Annotated in this window: 14 protein-coding genes; 6 read left to right on the top strand and 8 right to left on the bottom strand. The window is 72.3% G+C overall.

All coding sequences use genetic code 11. From position 1 onward, the window contains the following. Nucleotides 1-2 precede the first annotated feature (2 nt). Entirely contained in the window at nucleotides 3-977 is a 975-nt protein-coding gene (locus N5I75_RS34230; protein ID WP_476684035.1) for an ABC transporter substrate-binding protein, read from the bottom strand. Beyond that, nucleotides 974-1,846, bottom strand: a complete 873-nt coding sequence (locus tag N5I75_RS34225) for an ABC transporter ATP-binding protein (RefSeq protein ID WP_476684034.1) — start codon at nucleotides 1,844-1,846, stop codon at nucleotides 974-976. The genes N5I75_RS34230 and N5I75_RS34225 overlap by 4 nt, the downstream gene beginning before the upstream one ends. Nucleotides 1,847-2,172: 326 nt before the next feature. On the opposite strand from N5I75_RS34225, the gene abc-f reads away from it, so the two are divergent. From abc-f to N5I75_RS34200, 5 genes are all read left to right on the top strand, one after another. Continuing rightward, nucleotides 2,173-3,819: a ribosomal protection-like ABC-F family protein gene (gene abc-f, locus N5I75_RS34220; RefSeq protein WP_476684033.1), complete on the top strand. Its 1,647-nt coding sequence runs from the start codon at nucleotides 2,173-2,175 to the stop codon at nucleotides 3,817-3,819. Further along, nucleotides 3,812-5,446, top strand: coding sequence for an ABC-F family ATP-binding cassette domain-containing protein (locus tag N5I75_RS34215; protein WP_476684032.1), 1,635 nt, complete (start codon nucleotides 3,812-3,814; stop codon nucleotides 5,444-5,446). The genes abc-f and N5I75_RS34215 overlap by 8 nt, the downstream gene beginning before the upstream one ends. 197 nt (nucleotides 5,447-5,643) lie before the next feature. After that, nucleotides 5,644-5,991 (top strand): hypothetical protein, encoded by a 348-nt coding sequence (locus N5I75_RS34210; RefSeq protein WP_476684031.1) that lies wholly within the window; start codon nucleotides 5,644-5,646, stop codon nucleotides 5,989-5,991. Between the two features lie 89 nt (nucleotides 5,992-6,080). After that, on the top strand, nucleotides 6,081-6,659 hold the full coding sequence (locus N5I75_RS34205; RefSeq protein ID WP_476684878.1) for a carbonic anhydrase: 579 nt from the start codon (nucleotides 6,081-6,083) through the stop codon (nucleotides 6,657-6,659). Then, nucleotides 6,656-8,134 carry a SulP family inorganic anion transporter gene (locus tag N5I75_RS34200; protein WP_476684030.1) on the top strand — a complete coding sequence of 493 codons (1,479 nt, stop codon included), beginning with the start codon at nucleotides 6,656-6,658 and terminating at the stop codon, nucleotides 8,132-8,134. The genes N5I75_RS34205 and N5I75_RS34200 overlap by 4 nt, the downstream gene beginning before the upstream one ends. Before the next feature lie 20 nt (nucleotides 8,135-8,154). Here the strand turns inward: N5I75_RS34200 and N5I75_RS34195 are convergent, their stop codons facing one another. The 5 genes from N5I75_RS34195 to N5I75_RS34175 form a co-directional block, all read right to left on the bottom strand. Then, nucleotides 8,155-8,565, bottom strand: a complete 411-nt coding sequence (locus tag N5I75_RS34195; RefSeq protein WP_476684876.1) for a RidA family protein — start codon at nucleotides 8,563-8,565, stop codon at nucleotides 8,155-8,157. Nucleotides 8,566-8,631: 66 nt separating this feature from the next. Further along, the gene (locus tag N5I75_RS34190; RefSeq protein ID WP_476684029.1) at nucleotides 8,632-9,957 is read right to left on the bottom strand and encodes a lipase family protein; all 1,326 of its coding nucleotides are present in this window, start codon (nucleotides 9,955-9,957) and stop codon (nucleotides 8,632-8,634) included. 217 nt (nucleotides 9,958-10,174) lie between these two features. Further along, on the bottom strand, nucleotides 10,175-10,978 hold the full coding sequence (locus tag N5I75_RS34185) for an NPP1 family protein (protein ID WP_476684028.1): 804 nt from the start codon (nucleotides 10,976-10,978) through the stop codon (nucleotides 10,175-10,177). A 37-nt stretch (nucleotides 10,979-11,015) separates the two neighbouring features. Continuing rightward, nucleotides 11,016-12,170, bottom strand: coding sequence for a S1 family peptidase (locus N5I75_RS34180; protein WP_476684027.1), 1,155 nt, complete (start codon nucleotides 12,168-12,170; stop codon nucleotides 11,016-11,018). A 278-nt stretch (nucleotides 12,171-12,448) separates the two neighbouring features. Continuing rightward, nucleotides 12,449-12,943 (bottom strand): HIT family protein, encoded by a 495-nt coding sequence (locus N5I75_RS34175; RefSeq protein WP_476684026.1) that lies wholly within the window; start codon nucleotides 12,941-12,943, stop codon nucleotides 12,449-12,451. Nucleotides 12,944-13,078: 135 nt separating this feature from the next. Between N5I75_RS34175 and N5I75_RS34170 the strand changes: the two genes are divergently transcribed. Continuing rightward, complete coding sequence (locus N5I75_RS34170) at nucleotides 13,079-13,600, top strand: hypothetical protein (protein WP_476684025.1); 522 nt, start codon at nucleotides 13,079-13,081, stop codon at nucleotides 13,598-13,600. An 18-nt stretch (nucleotides 13,601-13,618) separates the two neighbouring features. Here the strand turns inward: N5I75_RS34170 and N5I75_RS34165 are convergent, their stop codons facing one another. Then, nucleotides 13,619-14,443, bottom strand: a complete 825-nt coding sequence (locus N5I75_RS34165; protein WP_476684024.1) for a Cof-type HAD-IIB family hydrolase — start codon at nucleotides 14,441-14,443, stop codon at nucleotides 13,619-13,621. Nucleotides 14,444-14,522: the final 79 nt, after the last annotated feature.

Raw genomic sequence — 14,522 nt, 5'->3', positions numbered from 1 at the left:
GCCTACTTCGTGAGAGTGCTGACGACCGCGTCGATGTACTGCTCCATCGACTTCGGCCCACCGAACATCCAGATGCCGTCGTCCAGGCGGTGCACGTCACCGGACTTGACGAAGGGCAGCGACTTCCAGACGGAGTTGTCCGCGAGGTCCTTGGTGAAGACGTCGGTCTCGGACTTGTTGCCGATGTAGAGGAACTGGGTGTCCTTGCCGAGGCCGGTGAGCCCTTCCACGTCGGTGGTGGCGAGGCCGTAGTCCTTGTCGCCCTTGAGCTTCCAGGCGTTCTTCAGGCCGAGCGCCTCGTTGACGGTGCCGATCTGGGAGGCGCTGGTGTAGGCGCGCACGGAGACCTGGTTGGAGGCGGCGTAGCCGTCGGCGAAGGCGATTTCCTTGCCGGCGAGGCCCGCGTCCTTCAGCGCCTTCTTACCTGCGGCGATCTTGGCCTCGTACTCCGTCTTGGCGGCCTCGGCCTCGCTCTCCTTGCCGGTCGCCTTGGCGATGACGTCGAGCGTGTCGTTCATCTGCCCGATCTGGTCGGCGCCGTTCGCGGCCTTGACCTGGAGCACCGGGGCGATCTTCTTCATCTGCTTGATCGCGGACGCCGACAGGTCGGTGGTGGCGACGATGAGGTCGGGGGCGAGGCCCGCGATGGTGTCCATGCTGGGCTCGCCGCGGGTGCCGATGTCCTTGGGCGAACCGGTGAGCGGGGCGGCCTTGTCCCACGCCGTGTAGCCCTTGACGTCGGCGACGCCCACGGGGTCGACGCCGAGGGTGACCAGGGACTCGACGACGTTCCACTCGGTGCCGACGACCTTGGTCGCCGTGTGGTCGAGGGTCACCTTCGCGCCGTTCGCGTCGGTGACGGTGATCTTCTCGGACTTGGTGTCGGCGGAGGCCTTGGCGGGCTCGGACGAACCACAGCCGGACAGGGCGAGGGCTGCCGCGGTGGCGGTGGCCGCGGTGATCAGGAGTCGTCTCATGGCGTGCTGTGGAGCCTTTCGCTTCTGCTGTGGTGGCGGCCTATCGCGCGGGTGCGCAGCCGGCCGGTGAGGGCGTCGGTGTCGACGTCGATGCGGATGCCGTACGTCTCGGAGAGCCGCTCCGGCCGGAGCACGTCCTCGGGCGTGCCGTCGGCGATGATGCGCCCGGCGCTGAGCAGGGCGATGCGGTCGGCGACGGCGGCGGCCTGGTCGAGGTCGTGCAGGACGACGCCGACGGCGATGCCGTCGTCGTCCGCGAGATCGCGCATCAGGTCGAGGAGTTCGACCTGGTAGCGCAGGTCGAGGTAGGTGGTGGGTTCGTCGAGCAGGAGCACGCCGGTCTGCTGGGCGAGGCAGCCCGCGAGCCACACCCGCTGCAACTGGCCGCCGGAGAGCTGGTCGACGCCGCGCTCGGCGAGCCCGGCGACGCCGGTCATGGCGAGCACGCGGTCGACGACGGCGGCGCCGTCGGGGTCGGTGCGTCCCCAGCGGCCACGGTACGGATAGCGGCCGAACTCGACGACGTCGCGGACGGTGAGCCCGGCGGGTGTCGGCCTGCTCTGGGTCAACAGGGCGACCCTGCGGGCGAACTGACGGGCCGTGAGGTCGAAGCCGTCGGTCGCGTCGGTCGTGCCGGCATCAAGGGTCAGCGTGCCCGTGCGGGCGCCCTGCAGCCGCGCGATCGTGCGCAGCAAGGTCGACTTGCCGCTGCCGTTGGGGCCGACCAGGGCGGTCACTTCGCCGGGCCGGAGGACGAGGGCCGCGTCGTGCACGACGTCGACGCCGTCGTACGACACGGTCACCTGCGCGGCCGACAGCTCGTGACCGCGCGGACGTGGGGCGCTGCCTGCGCGTTCACCAGATCTCACAAATCGAAGGTTAGCCTAACCTTATCTGGCGCGAAACCACCCCTCACCTGTGAACACGCGGACCCGGTCTCCCCCTGCGTGACAGCAGGGGCGGGTGGTAATGTTCTCGGACCTTCCGAGTGGATTCGAGGAGCCGAACATGGTGGGTGACGACGACATCTCCGGATGAGATCCGGACCTGACAGGCCATCGGCCGGTGCCACGCCCGTCGCGCATGTCGCGCACGCAATGGAGCACCGCACGCCGTCATGGCCTCTGAGTCGTCCCCTTTTCCCATGTCCCGGGTGGCCTGTTTTCGGCCGCCCGTCTCATCCATGAGGTCTCCCATGCCCGACATGTCTGTCATCTGCTCGAACCTGTCCTTCTCCTGGCCGGACGACACGCCCGTGCTCGACTCCCTGTCGTTCACCGTGCCCGTCGGCCGCACCGGCCTCGTGGCGCCGAACGGCTCCGGCAAGAGCACCCTGCTGCGGCTCGTCGCCGGTGACCTGAAGCCCACCGCGGGTTCGGTCACCGTCCACGGCACCCTCGGCTACCTCCCGCAGACCCTCCCGCTCAGCGCCGGCCTGACCGTGGCCGAGGTCCTCGGCGTCGACGCCGTGATCCGCGCCCTGGACGCCGTCGAGTCCGGCGACGTCGCCGAGGAGCACTTCACCGTCATCGGCGACGACTGGGACATCGAGGAGCGCACCCGCGCCCAGCTCGACGCCCTCGGCCTCGGCGGCATCGCGCTCGACCGCCGCCTCTCCACGCTCAGCGGCGGCCAGGCCGTCTCGCTCGGCCTCGCCGCACAACTGCTCAAGCGCCCGGACGTGCTGCTCCTCGACGAACCCACCAACAACCTCGACCTCGACGCCCGCCACCACCTCTACGACGTCCTCGAACAGTGGCACGGCACGCTCCTCCTGGTCAGCCACGACCGCGCGCTGCTCGACCGCATGGACCGCATCGCCGAGCTGCACGCTGGTGAACTCCGCTTCTTCGGCGGCAACTTCACCGCCTACGAGGAAGCCGTACGCGCCGAGCAGGAGGTCGCCGAGAAGAACGTCCGCAACGCCGAGCAGGAGGTCAAACGGGAGAAGCGCGAGCTCCAGCAGGCCCGCGAACGCGCCGACCGCCGCGCCTCCAACGCCGCCCGCAACCTGAAGAACGCCGGACTCCCCCGCATCTTCGCCGGAAACATGAAGCGCGGCGCGCAGGAGGCCGCGGGCAAGGCCGGGCAGACGCACGCGAACCGGGTCGGCGAGGCGCAGGCCAGGCTCGACGCGGCCGAGAGGGAGCTGCGCGACGAGCCCACCCTCGCCCTCGACCTGCCGGACACCCGCGTGCCCGCCGGGCGGACCGTCTTCCACGGCGAGGGGCTGCGCCTCAAGCGCGGCGAGCAGGACCTGTTCGCGGGCGACGGCGTCGACCTGACCGTGCGCGGACCCGAACGCATCGCGCTGACCGGCCCCAACGGCACGGGCAAGACGTCCCTGCTGCGGCTGGTCATCGGCGACCTGGAGCCGGACGAGGGCACCGTCCGGCGCGCCGACGGCCGGATCGCCTACCTCTCCCAGCGCCTGGACCTGCTCGACCCCGAGCGCACGGTGGCCGAGAACTTCGCCGAGTTCGCGCCGGAGCGCCCCGAGGCCGAGCGCATGAACCTCCTGGCCCGCTTCCTCTTCCGCGGGCCGCGCGCCCACCTGCCCGCCGGTGTCCTGTCCGGCGGCGAACTCCTGCGCGCCACCCTCGCCTGCGTCCTGTGCGCGGAACCCGCGCCGCAGCTCCTCCTCCTGGACGAGCCGACGAACAACCTGGACTTGGCGGGCGTGGCCCGTCTGGAGAACGCGCTCACCGCGTACAAGGGCGCGTTCCTCGTGGTCAGCCACGACGAGCGCTTCCTCGCCAACATCGGCGTCGACCGCGCGCTGCGCCTCGCCGACGGCCGCCTGACCGACATCGCGGTGCGGGAGGTGGGCGGCGATGCCTGAACCCGCCCTGCTCGCCCACGACCTCGTCCGCACGCTCGGCACCCGGCGCGTCCTGGACGGCGTCTCCCTCACCGCGGCCCCCGGCCACCGCATCGGGCTCATCGGCGAGAACGGTGTCGGCAAATCGACGCTGCTGCGGCTGCTCGCGGGCGCCGACACGCCTGACGCGGGCACCGTCGAACGCCCCCGCGACCTCGGCTTCCTCCACCAGGAGATGGAGTACGACGCCGGGGCGACCCTCGCCGACGTCCTCGACGACGCGCTGCGCGAGGCCCGCGCCGACCTCGCCGAGCTCGAACGCCTCGGCGATCTCCTCGCCCGCACACCCGAGGACGACGTCTCGTACACGGAGCTGCTCGACTCCTACGGGCGGCGTCTGGAGAGAGCCCAGGCGCGCGAGGTCTGGGACGCCGACCGGCGCGCCGCGCTCGTCCTGGCCGGGCTCGGCCTCGACGCGCTGGAGCACGGCCGGACCCTCGGCTCGCTCTCCGGCGGGCAGCGCGGCCGCCTCGCCCTCGCCGCGCTCCTCGTACGGCGCCCGTCCGCGCTGCTCCTTGACGAGCCGACGAACCACCTGGACGACGGCGCGGCCCGGTTCCTGGAGGAGCAACTGCGGGCGCTGCCCGGCGCGGTGATCCTCGCCAGCCACGACCGTGCCTTCCTCGACGCCGTCTGCACCGACCTGATCGACCTCGATCCCGCGGTGGACGGGCCCGTGCGCTACGGCGGCAACTACAGCGACTACCTGGCGCAGAGGCGGGCCGAGCGCGAACGCTGGGAGCGGCGGTACGCCGAGGAGCAGGAGGAGCTGGAGCAGTTGCGGACCTCGGCCGGGGTCACCGCGCACCGGGTGGCGCCCGACCGGGGCATGCGCGACAACGAGAAGATGGGGTACGGCGTCCGGGCGAACCGGGTGCAGAGCCAGATCGCGCGCCGCGTGCGCAACGCCACCCGCCGCCTCGACGACCTGGAGCGCCGCCAGGTCGGGGAGCCGCCGCGCCCGCTGCGGTTCCGGCCGGCCGCGCTCGGCGCGACCGGCACGACCGACACCGCCGAGCCCTTGGTGACGCTGCGCCACGCGCGCGTGGAGGGCCGGTTGACGCTGGACCGGCTCGATGTGTCCGACACCGACCGGCTGTTGGTCACCGGGGTCAACGGCAGCGGCAAGTCGACCCTGCTCGCCGTGCTCGCGGGCCGGCTGCCCGTCGCAGGGGGCGAGGTGCGTCACCGGGCGGGCGCGACGGTGGGACTGCTCGCGCAGGACTCCGCGTTCGCCCGGCCGGAGCGGACGGCGCGGGAAACATACACGCGCGCGCTCGGCTTCGAGCGGGCCGACGCGGTGCCGCTGCGCTCCCTCGGTCTGCTGCACGAGGCCGACCTGGACAAGGCGGTGGGGCAGCTCTCGGTCGGGCAGCGGCGGCGGCTCGCGCTCGCCCTGCTCGTGGCGGCCCCGCCCGCGCTGCTGCTCCTGGACGAGCCGACGAACCACCTGTCCCCGCGCCTGTGCGACGAGTTGGAGGACGCCATGGGCGCGGGCCCGGGCGCGATCGTGGTCGCCAGCCACGACCGCTGGCTGCGTGGCCGCTGGCAGGACAGGGAGCTACGGCTCGGCGCGGACCGGAGCTGATCTCCGTGCTCATTTTTCGCCAATAGACCGCACTTTTCACGCTTCCTCATACCCGCAACGTGCTGTTAACCCAGCGATCACCCTTGCACAGCTAATCTTCTTCTTGACCTTTGGTTGACCAACCATTGGTTTTGTCTTGAAGTTTGGACACTGCGGGGAGGGGGCGCGCGTTGCGAGGTGGGAGGGCTCGTACAGGGGTGACGCTGGCCGTCGCGGCCGTCCTCGCCCTGTCCTCCTTCACTTTCGCACGCGCGTTCGCTCCCGCACATGAGCCGCGGCCGTGGACGGTGGCGGCCGTCGCCGAGCGGGTTCCGGTCGCCGGACCCGGGCAGCCGCGCCCCCACGACCCGGTCGAGGTGCTGCGCACCCGGGACCGGCACCGCGCGGCCTCCGGCAGCGCCCAGTCCCCCGGCCCCGCCCCGCTTCCGGCGAGGCGGCGGCACCCCGCGTTCGCCCCGTTCCTGCCGCTCACGGACGCGCGCGCCCGCCCGTGCCGCTCCGTGCCGGACCTCACCCCCGCCGCACTCCAGGTCTTCCTCTGCTGACAGGTGGCTGCCACCCCCCACCGTCCTGTCAGTCCGACGCGCCCCCACGGCGCGCCAGGAGGAAACGTCACGTCATGCAGCCCCACACCATGCAGCCCCTCATCGACCACGCCCGTTCGTTCGGACAACGCCCTGAGGAGTTCGCCGGGCTCGCCGAAGGCCAGTCCCCCCAGGCCCTGTTCATCACCTGCTCCGACTCGCGGGTCGTGCCCGCGCTGATCACCGGCGCCCGCCCGGGGGAGCTCTTCGAGCTGCGCACCGCGGGCAACATCGTCCCCGACCCGTCCTGCGGCCCCTGCGGAGAGGCCGCCACCATCGAGTACGCCGTCGAGGTGCTCGGCGTCCAGGACATCGTCGTGTGCGGGCACTCGCACTGCGGCGCGGTCGGCGCGCTGGTGCGCGGCGACGACCTCACGGCCGTGCCCCACGTCCGCGACTGGCTCGCGCACGCCGCGGCGGCACCTGCCGCACCGGACCCCGACGACCCGACCGTCGCGGCCGCCGTGCAGGGACACGTCGTCGCCCAGCTGGAGCGGCTGCGCGCCTACCCGTGCGTGCAGCGGCGGATCGCGGACGGCCGTGTGCGCCTGCACGGCTGGTACTACGAGGTCCACACCGGCGGCGTCCTCGCGCACCGCTCCGCGACCGACGCCTTCGAGGCGCTGTGAGCGCCCCCGTGCGTGCGCAGGCGCGCAAGTACCCCCACCTCAAGGCCGACTTCACCGCCTCGCTCGTCGTCTTCCTCGTCGCGCTGCCGCTGTGCGTGGGCGTCGCGGTCGCCTCGGGCGTCCCCGCCGAACTCGGCCTGGTCACCGGCATCGTCGGCGGTATCGTCACCGGGCTGATGCGCGGCAGCAGCCTCCAGGTGTCGGGCCCGGCCGCCGGGCTCACCGTCCTCGTGTACGAGGCCGTGGACGAGTTCGGTCTGCCGGTGCTCGGTGTCATCGTCCTGGCGACCGGGCTGCTCCAGATCGGGATGGGCGCCCTGAAGGTGGGCCGCTGGTTCCGGGCCATCTCGGTCTCGGTGGTCGAGGGCATGCTGGCCGGGATCGGGCTCGTCCTCATCGCGGGCCAGCTCTACACCGTCCTGGACGCGAAGGCCCCGGAGTCGGGGATCGGCAAGATAGCCGGGCTGCCCGAGGCGCTGGTCGATGTCGCGGGCAGTACCGAGGGGCTCGCCTCCCTCGCGCTGGGCGCCGGCACCGTCGCCGTCCTGGTGCTGTGGAAGCGCCTGCCCGCGCGCGTGCGGGTGGTTCCCGGGCCGCTGGCCGCGGTCGGCCTGGCGACAGCCGCCTCGGTCGTGCTCTCCGCGCCCGTCGCCACCGTCGAGGTCAACGGGCTGCTCGGGTCGATCCAGCCGCCGTCCATGGACGCCTTCGGCGAACTAGCGGGGATCGGCCTGCTCGGCACGATCGTGGCCTTCACGCTCATCGCGTCCGCCGAGTCCCTGTTCAGCGCGGCGGCCGTGGACCGGATGCACGACGGGCCGCGGACCGCGTACGACAAGGAGCTGATGGCACAGGGCGCGGGCAACGCCGTGTGCGGTGTGCTCGGCGCACTGCCGATGACCGCGGTGATCGTGCGCAGCTCCGCCAACGTCCAGGCGGGCGCCCGCACCAAGGCGTCCCGCGTGCTGCACGGCGTCTGGCTGCTGCTGTTCGCGGCGCTGCTGCCGAGCGTCCTCGCCTTCATCCCGCTCCCGGCGCTCGCCGGTGTCCTGGTGCACGCCGGGGCCAAGCTGATCCCGGCGCGCTCGCTCGTGGGGCTGTGGCGCGAGCACCGCGGAGAGGCGCTGATCCTCGTCGTCACCGCGGTGTCGATCGTCGCGGTCAGCATGTTCGAGGGTGTCCTCGTCGGCATCGCCCTGTCCGTCGCCAAGACGGCCTGGGACGCCTCGCACGTGAAGCTGGAGGTCTTCGACAAGGGGGCCGGTCCGGTGCAGGCGTACCTGACGGGCAACGCGACGTTCCTGCGGCTGCCGAAGATCCTCGACGAGCTGGAGGCGCTGCCGCAGAACCGGCCCGTCGAGCTGCACCTGTCCGGGGTCCACCACCTCGACCACGCGTGCAGGACGGCCCTGGAGAACTGGGCGGAGCGGCACAGCTCCGCCGAGACGGAACCGGTCAAGGTCACCACCGCCTGACCCCGGCTCCGGGCCCGCTGTCAGTCGTCGAGCACGGCGGCGACCGCCTCGACCTCGACGAGCTGGTCGTGGTAGCCGAGCACCGTGACCCCCATCAGGGTGCTCGGCACGTCGTGCTCGCCGAAGGCGTCGCGGACCACTTCCCAGGCCGTCACCAGATCCGGCTGCCGCGTCGACGCGACGAGCACACGGGTGCTGATGACGTCCTGGAGGTCCGCGCCCGCCGCGGTGAGGGCGGTGCGCAGGTTCTCGACGCACTTGGCCGCCTGGCCCGCGTAGTCACCGGCCGCCGCGGTCGAGCCGTCCTTCTCCAACGGGCAGGAACCGGCGAGGAAGATCAGCCGCGCCCCGGCAGGCGCGGTCGCCGCGTACGCGTACTCGGCGACGTCGGACAGCGCGTCCGAGCGGATGAGGGTGACGGCACGGACCATGAGGCTGGACATCCCTTGGACGCGGCGGACAGGGGCGGCGCGCTCCCGGCGCGCCGCCCCATCAGATCACGGCTGGATGCGCATGGTCGCGCAGTTGTTTCCGGCCGCCTTGCCGTTGAGGCGGTCGGTCAGCCAGTCGATGGCGCTGCCCTGGTCGGTCAGGAGCGGCGCGAAGTGGTTGAGCAGGGCGCGCCCCACGTTCGGCAGGATCACCGGCTTGTACGTGACCTGGGCGCCGCGCCCGCACCAGTCGACGGCCATCTGCCGGGCCTGCCCGTGCGGGACGAGGTTGTCGCTGACACCGGTCGCCACCCGGACCGGACCCGCCGGCTTCATCGTGCCGATGCGCTGCTCGGCGAGGAACGCCTGGAGCTTCGGCTCGGACTCGATGATCTCGGCGAGGGACTTCCCGTCGCTCGTCCAGTCCTCGCTGCGCACCGAGTTGTAGCGGAAGATGGTGTCGCCCACGCACATGGTCGACAGGTCGTCGAGGGCGGCCCGGCCCTTGTCGCTGAGGTGGGCCTCGGCGATCGGCCGCAGCTCCGGGTCGGACTGCAGGAACCCGTTGAGCGACCAGCCGAGGGCGCCCGCGAGGTCGGTGCCGTCGATGCCCTTGGTCGTCTCGGTCAGGTCGGCGGGCGGCGCCCCCGCGTACGTACCGGCGAGGGTGATCTCCGGCGCGTACGACGGCTGGAGCTCGGCGGCGGCCGCGGTGGCGCCGCCGCCCTGGCTGTAGCCGAACAGGCCGACGCGCGAGGCGTCGGTGGCCGTCGAGCCCTGGAGGGCGCGGGCGGCGCGGACCGCGTCGAGCACGGCGTGGCCCCCGTCGAGCCGGTTGACGTAGGTGTGCAGACGGTCGGTGGCGCCCAGGCCGACGTAGTCGGTGACGACGACCGCGACGCCCTCCGCGAGCAGCCGGTAGATCGACAGGTCCTCGTAACCGACCGACACCGTCTCGCCGTTGAGGTTCAGCGGGTGTTCCAGGCCGAGCGACGCGGCGCACTGGTCGCCCTGGCCCATGGTGCCGGGCGCCACGGCGACGAGCGGGCGGGGTCCGGTGCCGCGCCATTTCGCGGTCGGCTCGATGTAGGCGCCGGTGACCGCGGCGGGGGCGCCGGTCGAGTCGGTCGTGCGGTACATGATGCGGGTCGCCTTGCCGGGCAGCGGGCCGTGCAGCGTGGGCAGGCTCAGGGCCAGCTTGAGCGGCTCGCTGCGAATCAGCGCGCCGTTGGCGTCCGGCAGTTCGGCGGGCGGGTTGTAGAACTCGGGGATCGTGACGCCGCGCGAGACCACGTTCTGCGAGCCGGCCGCCGCGGCGGCGGGCAGGGCCTGTGCGCCGACACAGGCGGCCACGGTGACCGCGGCGGCCAGCAGGCGGGCGGGAGCGGGCATGGCAAACCTCCAGAGTGCAGGCGGAGCCGGGGCTCCGGACCTGGCGGGGACCGGCCGGCGTGGGGCAGGCCGACGGTGCGTGCGGCCCGGTCGTCCCACCGTCCCCACGCATCGCGGGGACGGTATCCAGGACGGAGTTACCGCCGGTAGCACTCGGAGGGTTACGTTTCAGTAACTTACTTGCGCGTAAACGTGCACGGAGAGGTGCGCGGGCTGCCTACGCGTTGACGTCGAAGGGCACCCCCGACGGCAGCGCGGCGGCGAGGTGACTGGCGAAACTGCTGTCCTTGAGGCCGAAGTTGGCGCTGCCGAAGTCGTACGCGCTCAGCTTGTCGCGCAGCCCCGCCGGATAGCCGTTCCAGCCGACGAGCGTCGGGAACTGCCAGGTGCCCTTGTGGTTCTCCGGCGGCTCGTCGTTCGCGGTCGCGGGCCGGAAGCAGTGGGTGCTGATGCCGTCCTTGTGGTAGACGATCTTGGGGTGGGTGCCGTCCCAGCGGATCTGGTCGCGCGGGTGGACGGTGAACCCGCCGTGGGCGGAGGTGGCGACGTACGCGGCCTGCCCGTCGTGCACCCAGACGACGACGTGCTCCCAGTCGTTGCGGTGCCCGCCGAGCCCGCTGCCCGCCAGCGCCTGGTCCTTCTCGAAGTAGAGCCCGTACATCACGGCGCACCAGCCGTTGTTGCACTTGGTACGCGAGTAACCGTTGGTGTTGTCGAGGTCCGGGGCGTCGCGGCACTGCCCGTTGAGCGCGCCGCTCGGCTTCAGACCGCCGTTGATCGTTCCGTCGGGCCCGATGGCGGGCGTCGGATAGCAGCCGTCGGTGTCGTAGTCGTACGCGGGCTGGTACGTCTGCTCGGTCGCGTCGGCGTTGCCGGGCAGGGCGGGCGGCGGCGCGGCGAGGGCGCTGCCCGCGAAGCCGATGACGAGGGCGAGGGCGCCGCCGGTGGTGAGGGCGGCGCGGCGGATGGTTCTGGACGGGGTCACGGGGTCTCCTGCGCGCGTCGGCGCGGGGCACGGCATGACGTGCGGATCATGCCGTGCCCCGCGTTCCGGATGGTCAGGCTGTGTGCAGGGTCAGTCCGTAGCGGCCCAGGATCTCGTTGATCGGCTGGAACCAGGTCTCACCGCCGCTGGAGCAGTTGCCCCAGCCGCCCGAGGTGACGCCCTGGGCCTGGTCGCCGCTGATGAACGAACCGCCGGAGTCGCCGCCTTCGGCGCACACGCTCGTCTTCGTCATCTGATGGACGGCGCCCTGGCTGTAGTTGACGGTCTCGTTCTTGGCGAGGACCGTGCCGCAGTGCCAGTGCGTGGTGGAGCCGGAGCGGCAGATGGAGGCGCCGACCGGGGCCTCGTTCGAGCCGCGCACGAGCTGGTCGGAGACCGTGCCCCAGCCGAGGACGACCGGGACGGTCCACCAGCCGCTGCCGACGTTGACCCAGGCGTAGTCGTTGTCGGGGAACGACGAGCCCTGGAAGTTGCCGACGTAGGAGCGGTCCCAGCCGCTGACGCTCTGTCCGGCGCCGCCGCAGTGGCCTGCGGTGACGAAGCCGCCGTGGACGGAGAAGCCGATGGAACAGCGGACGTTGCCGGTGTAGTACGGGTCGCCGCCGACGGTGCCCGCGGCGAACGTGCTCGGCGCGTGCGTGGTGGTGCGGACGGTCACGGGCCCTGCCTTGCCCGCTCGGGCGAGGAACGCCTTGACATCGTTGTCGGATCGCTGGTCCGCGAGGACTTCGACGACGACACGATTGGACTGCCAGTCGACGCGCCAGCTGCTGACGCCCGCCGGGGCGCTCAGCGCGTCGATGCGCTTCTTCGCGGCGTCGAGCTGGGCGGCGCTGTGGCCGACGAGCTTGACGGTCGCTCCGGTGGCCCGTACCGCGGCGGCCTTGTCGCGGTCGGTGACGGCGACGGTCAGCTCCTGGTCCGTGGGGGTCAACCAGGAACCGGCGTAGGCGGAACCGGCCGCTTTCCGGGCCTGCTTCTCGGTGGCGGTGGCCTGCTTCTCGGCCGCGATCCGCGCCTTGGCCTGCGGCGCGGTGAGGCCGAAGTCGCGCTGCATGGCGGTGAGGAGGCCCTCGGAGGCGGCGGGGCGCTCGGCCCGCGGGGTATCGGCGCCGGCCGCCTGGGCCGGGAGGAACCCGGCGGTGGCGCAGGCTCCGGAGACCAGCAGAGCGGTCAGGACGGCACGTATGGGTCTGGTACGTCGCATGGGTCGGCCCTTCGTCGTTTCCCGTGTGGTGTGGGGTTGGCACAGGGGTGCAACGGCACGCGGGGTGCGCTCGTGCGGCATGTCATGGGGAGCGTAGCGAGTGATCATGAGCAGGTCCATGCCAATGGAGCGATGTGTTCCGGGCATTGTGCGAACGGGGGCCGGGCTCGGCGGGTCGCCCGTGAACTGCGGTTTCGGGGACGGGCGTCGGGGGGAACGCGCGGGGTGCGGCGCACGGGCGGGTTGTCTTGATCACGCCGTCGGGCGGTGGCGCGGCGTCACTCCGTGGCGAGGGCGAGGCACCCTCGTAGCCTTCTCGCCACGGCGTCCGCCCGGGCGGGGGTCACCTGCTCCGCCGCGGGGCCGCCGAGGTAGCCGAAGACGCGCGGCCCGCGCAGGTCCGCCGCGAGGTCCGCCATGCGCGGGACGACGTGGAAGTGGACGTGCGCGAAGCCCTCGGCCTCCGCGAACTGGGCGACGTACGTCTTCGCGCACCCGGTCACCTCCCGCAGCGCCCGGGAGAGCCGGACCTGCCACACGCCGAGCGAGGCCGCCTCCTCGTCGGTCAGATCGTGCACGGCCGTGACATGGCGCCGGGGCAGAAGCACCAGCCAGCCGGGAAGCGCTGTGCCGAAGGCGTGGGCGACGCGCCACCGCGGGTCCGAGACGATGTGCTCACGCGGCGGCAGATCGGCGAACTGGGCTTCGGCGGCGCAGGCGTGGCAGTCGCGTCGGGCGCGGTCGGCGGCCGGGGGCGTCGGATGCGGTGTCATGCGGCAACTGTGCCGCGAAGTCGCGTCCGGGGATGGGGATGCTGGGTATGCCCACTTGGCGCTGAGGCATGCAGCCCTCGCGGCACCGGATCAGGCTGCCCGGCTCGTCCCGGAAGGCCCGCCTACGCTGGCCCCATGACGGAAGGCATGTCGCCGATTGCGGTGGTCCAGGAGCACGCGGATGTGGTGCGGGAGCGGCTCAAGGAGCGGATCTATGCCTCGCTCACGCTGCTCGCCGTGTTGGTGGGGCAGGCGCAGAGCGGGCATCCGCGGCATGCGGGGGCGGCGGTGTCGGTCGCGGTGACGGCGCTCGGGCTGTGGCTGGCGACGCTCGTCGCGGATCTGCAGGCGCACCCCGTGGCACACGGGCGGATGCCCCGGCCGGCGGAGATCCGGCACACGGTGTTCACCAGCAGCCCGCTGCTGACCAGCGCGGTCGGGCCGCTCCTGGTGATCGGGCTGTCCGCGCTGGGCGTCGTGGAGCTGACCACGGCGCTGTGGATCGCGGTCGGCAGCGAGGTCGCGGCGCTGGCGGCGTGGGGGGTGACCGGCGGGCGACGGGTCGGCGCGGGGCGGGTCGGCGCCCTGGTCACCGGTGCGCTCAACGCCGTCATCGGTGTGGGGGTGGTGGCTGTGAAGCTGGTGGCTGGGCACTGAGCCGGCGCCCCCACCGGGTCACTTCAGGCCCAGGACCTCCTTGATCGTGCGCACGACCCCGTTCTCCGTGTTCGGCGGGGCCTGGTGGCGGGCGCGGTGGCGTACATGGGGGTGGGCGTTGGCCATGGCGTAGGACCAGTCGGCGGTGTCGAGCATCTCCAGGTCGTTGAGGTAGTCGCCGAAGACCATGGTCTGGGCGGCGGTGATGCCGAGCGCCCGCTGGAGGCCCCGGACGGCCTCGCCCTTGTTGGCCGCGGGGTTCATCACGTCGACCCAGTGCTCGCTGGAGACGACGACCTGGTGGGAGTCGGCGAGCACGCTCAGGGCGGGCGCGGTGGTCTCCTCGGCGCGGCCGAAGTCGAAGAGCGCGACCTTGATCACCTCGTCGTCGACGGCGGTGGCGTCCTCGACGATCTCGTGCCGGTGGTAGTACTTGCGCACCTCGGTCATGAACGCCTCGTCGGACCGCTCCACGTACGCGGACCGCTTGCCGCAGACGACGGCGCCCGCGTCCACGCCCTGCTCCGTGAGCTGCCGCACCGCCTTCACCAGCCAGGACGCGGTCTCGGCGTCGAGCGGGTCGGAGCTGAGTTCGACGCCGCCGCGGACCACGTAGGTCCCGTTCTCGGCGATGTAGACCATGCCGCCGTCGTCCACGGCGGCGAACTGGTCGGCCAGCGTCGCGTACTGGCGGCCGCTCGCGGGGCAGAAGACGATGCCGCGCCGGTTCAGCTCGGCGAGGAGCGGCCACAGGGAGTCGGGGACGCGGCCTTCGGCGTCCAGGAGGGTGCCGTCCATGTCGGTGACGACGAGGCGGATGTCCGGCTGGTGGTGCGTGTTCACAATCGATCCTCAGTACGGGTACGCGTCCAGTCTAGGGAGGTGTCCGGGCTGGTCGTGCTCTTGATCGCGGCGGGCGGCC

It is taken from the genome of Streptomyces sp. R818 (assembly GCF_056172735.1).
Note: the sequence above shows the minus strand (reverse complement) of the source record. Positions and strands in the feature narration are given on the sequence as shown.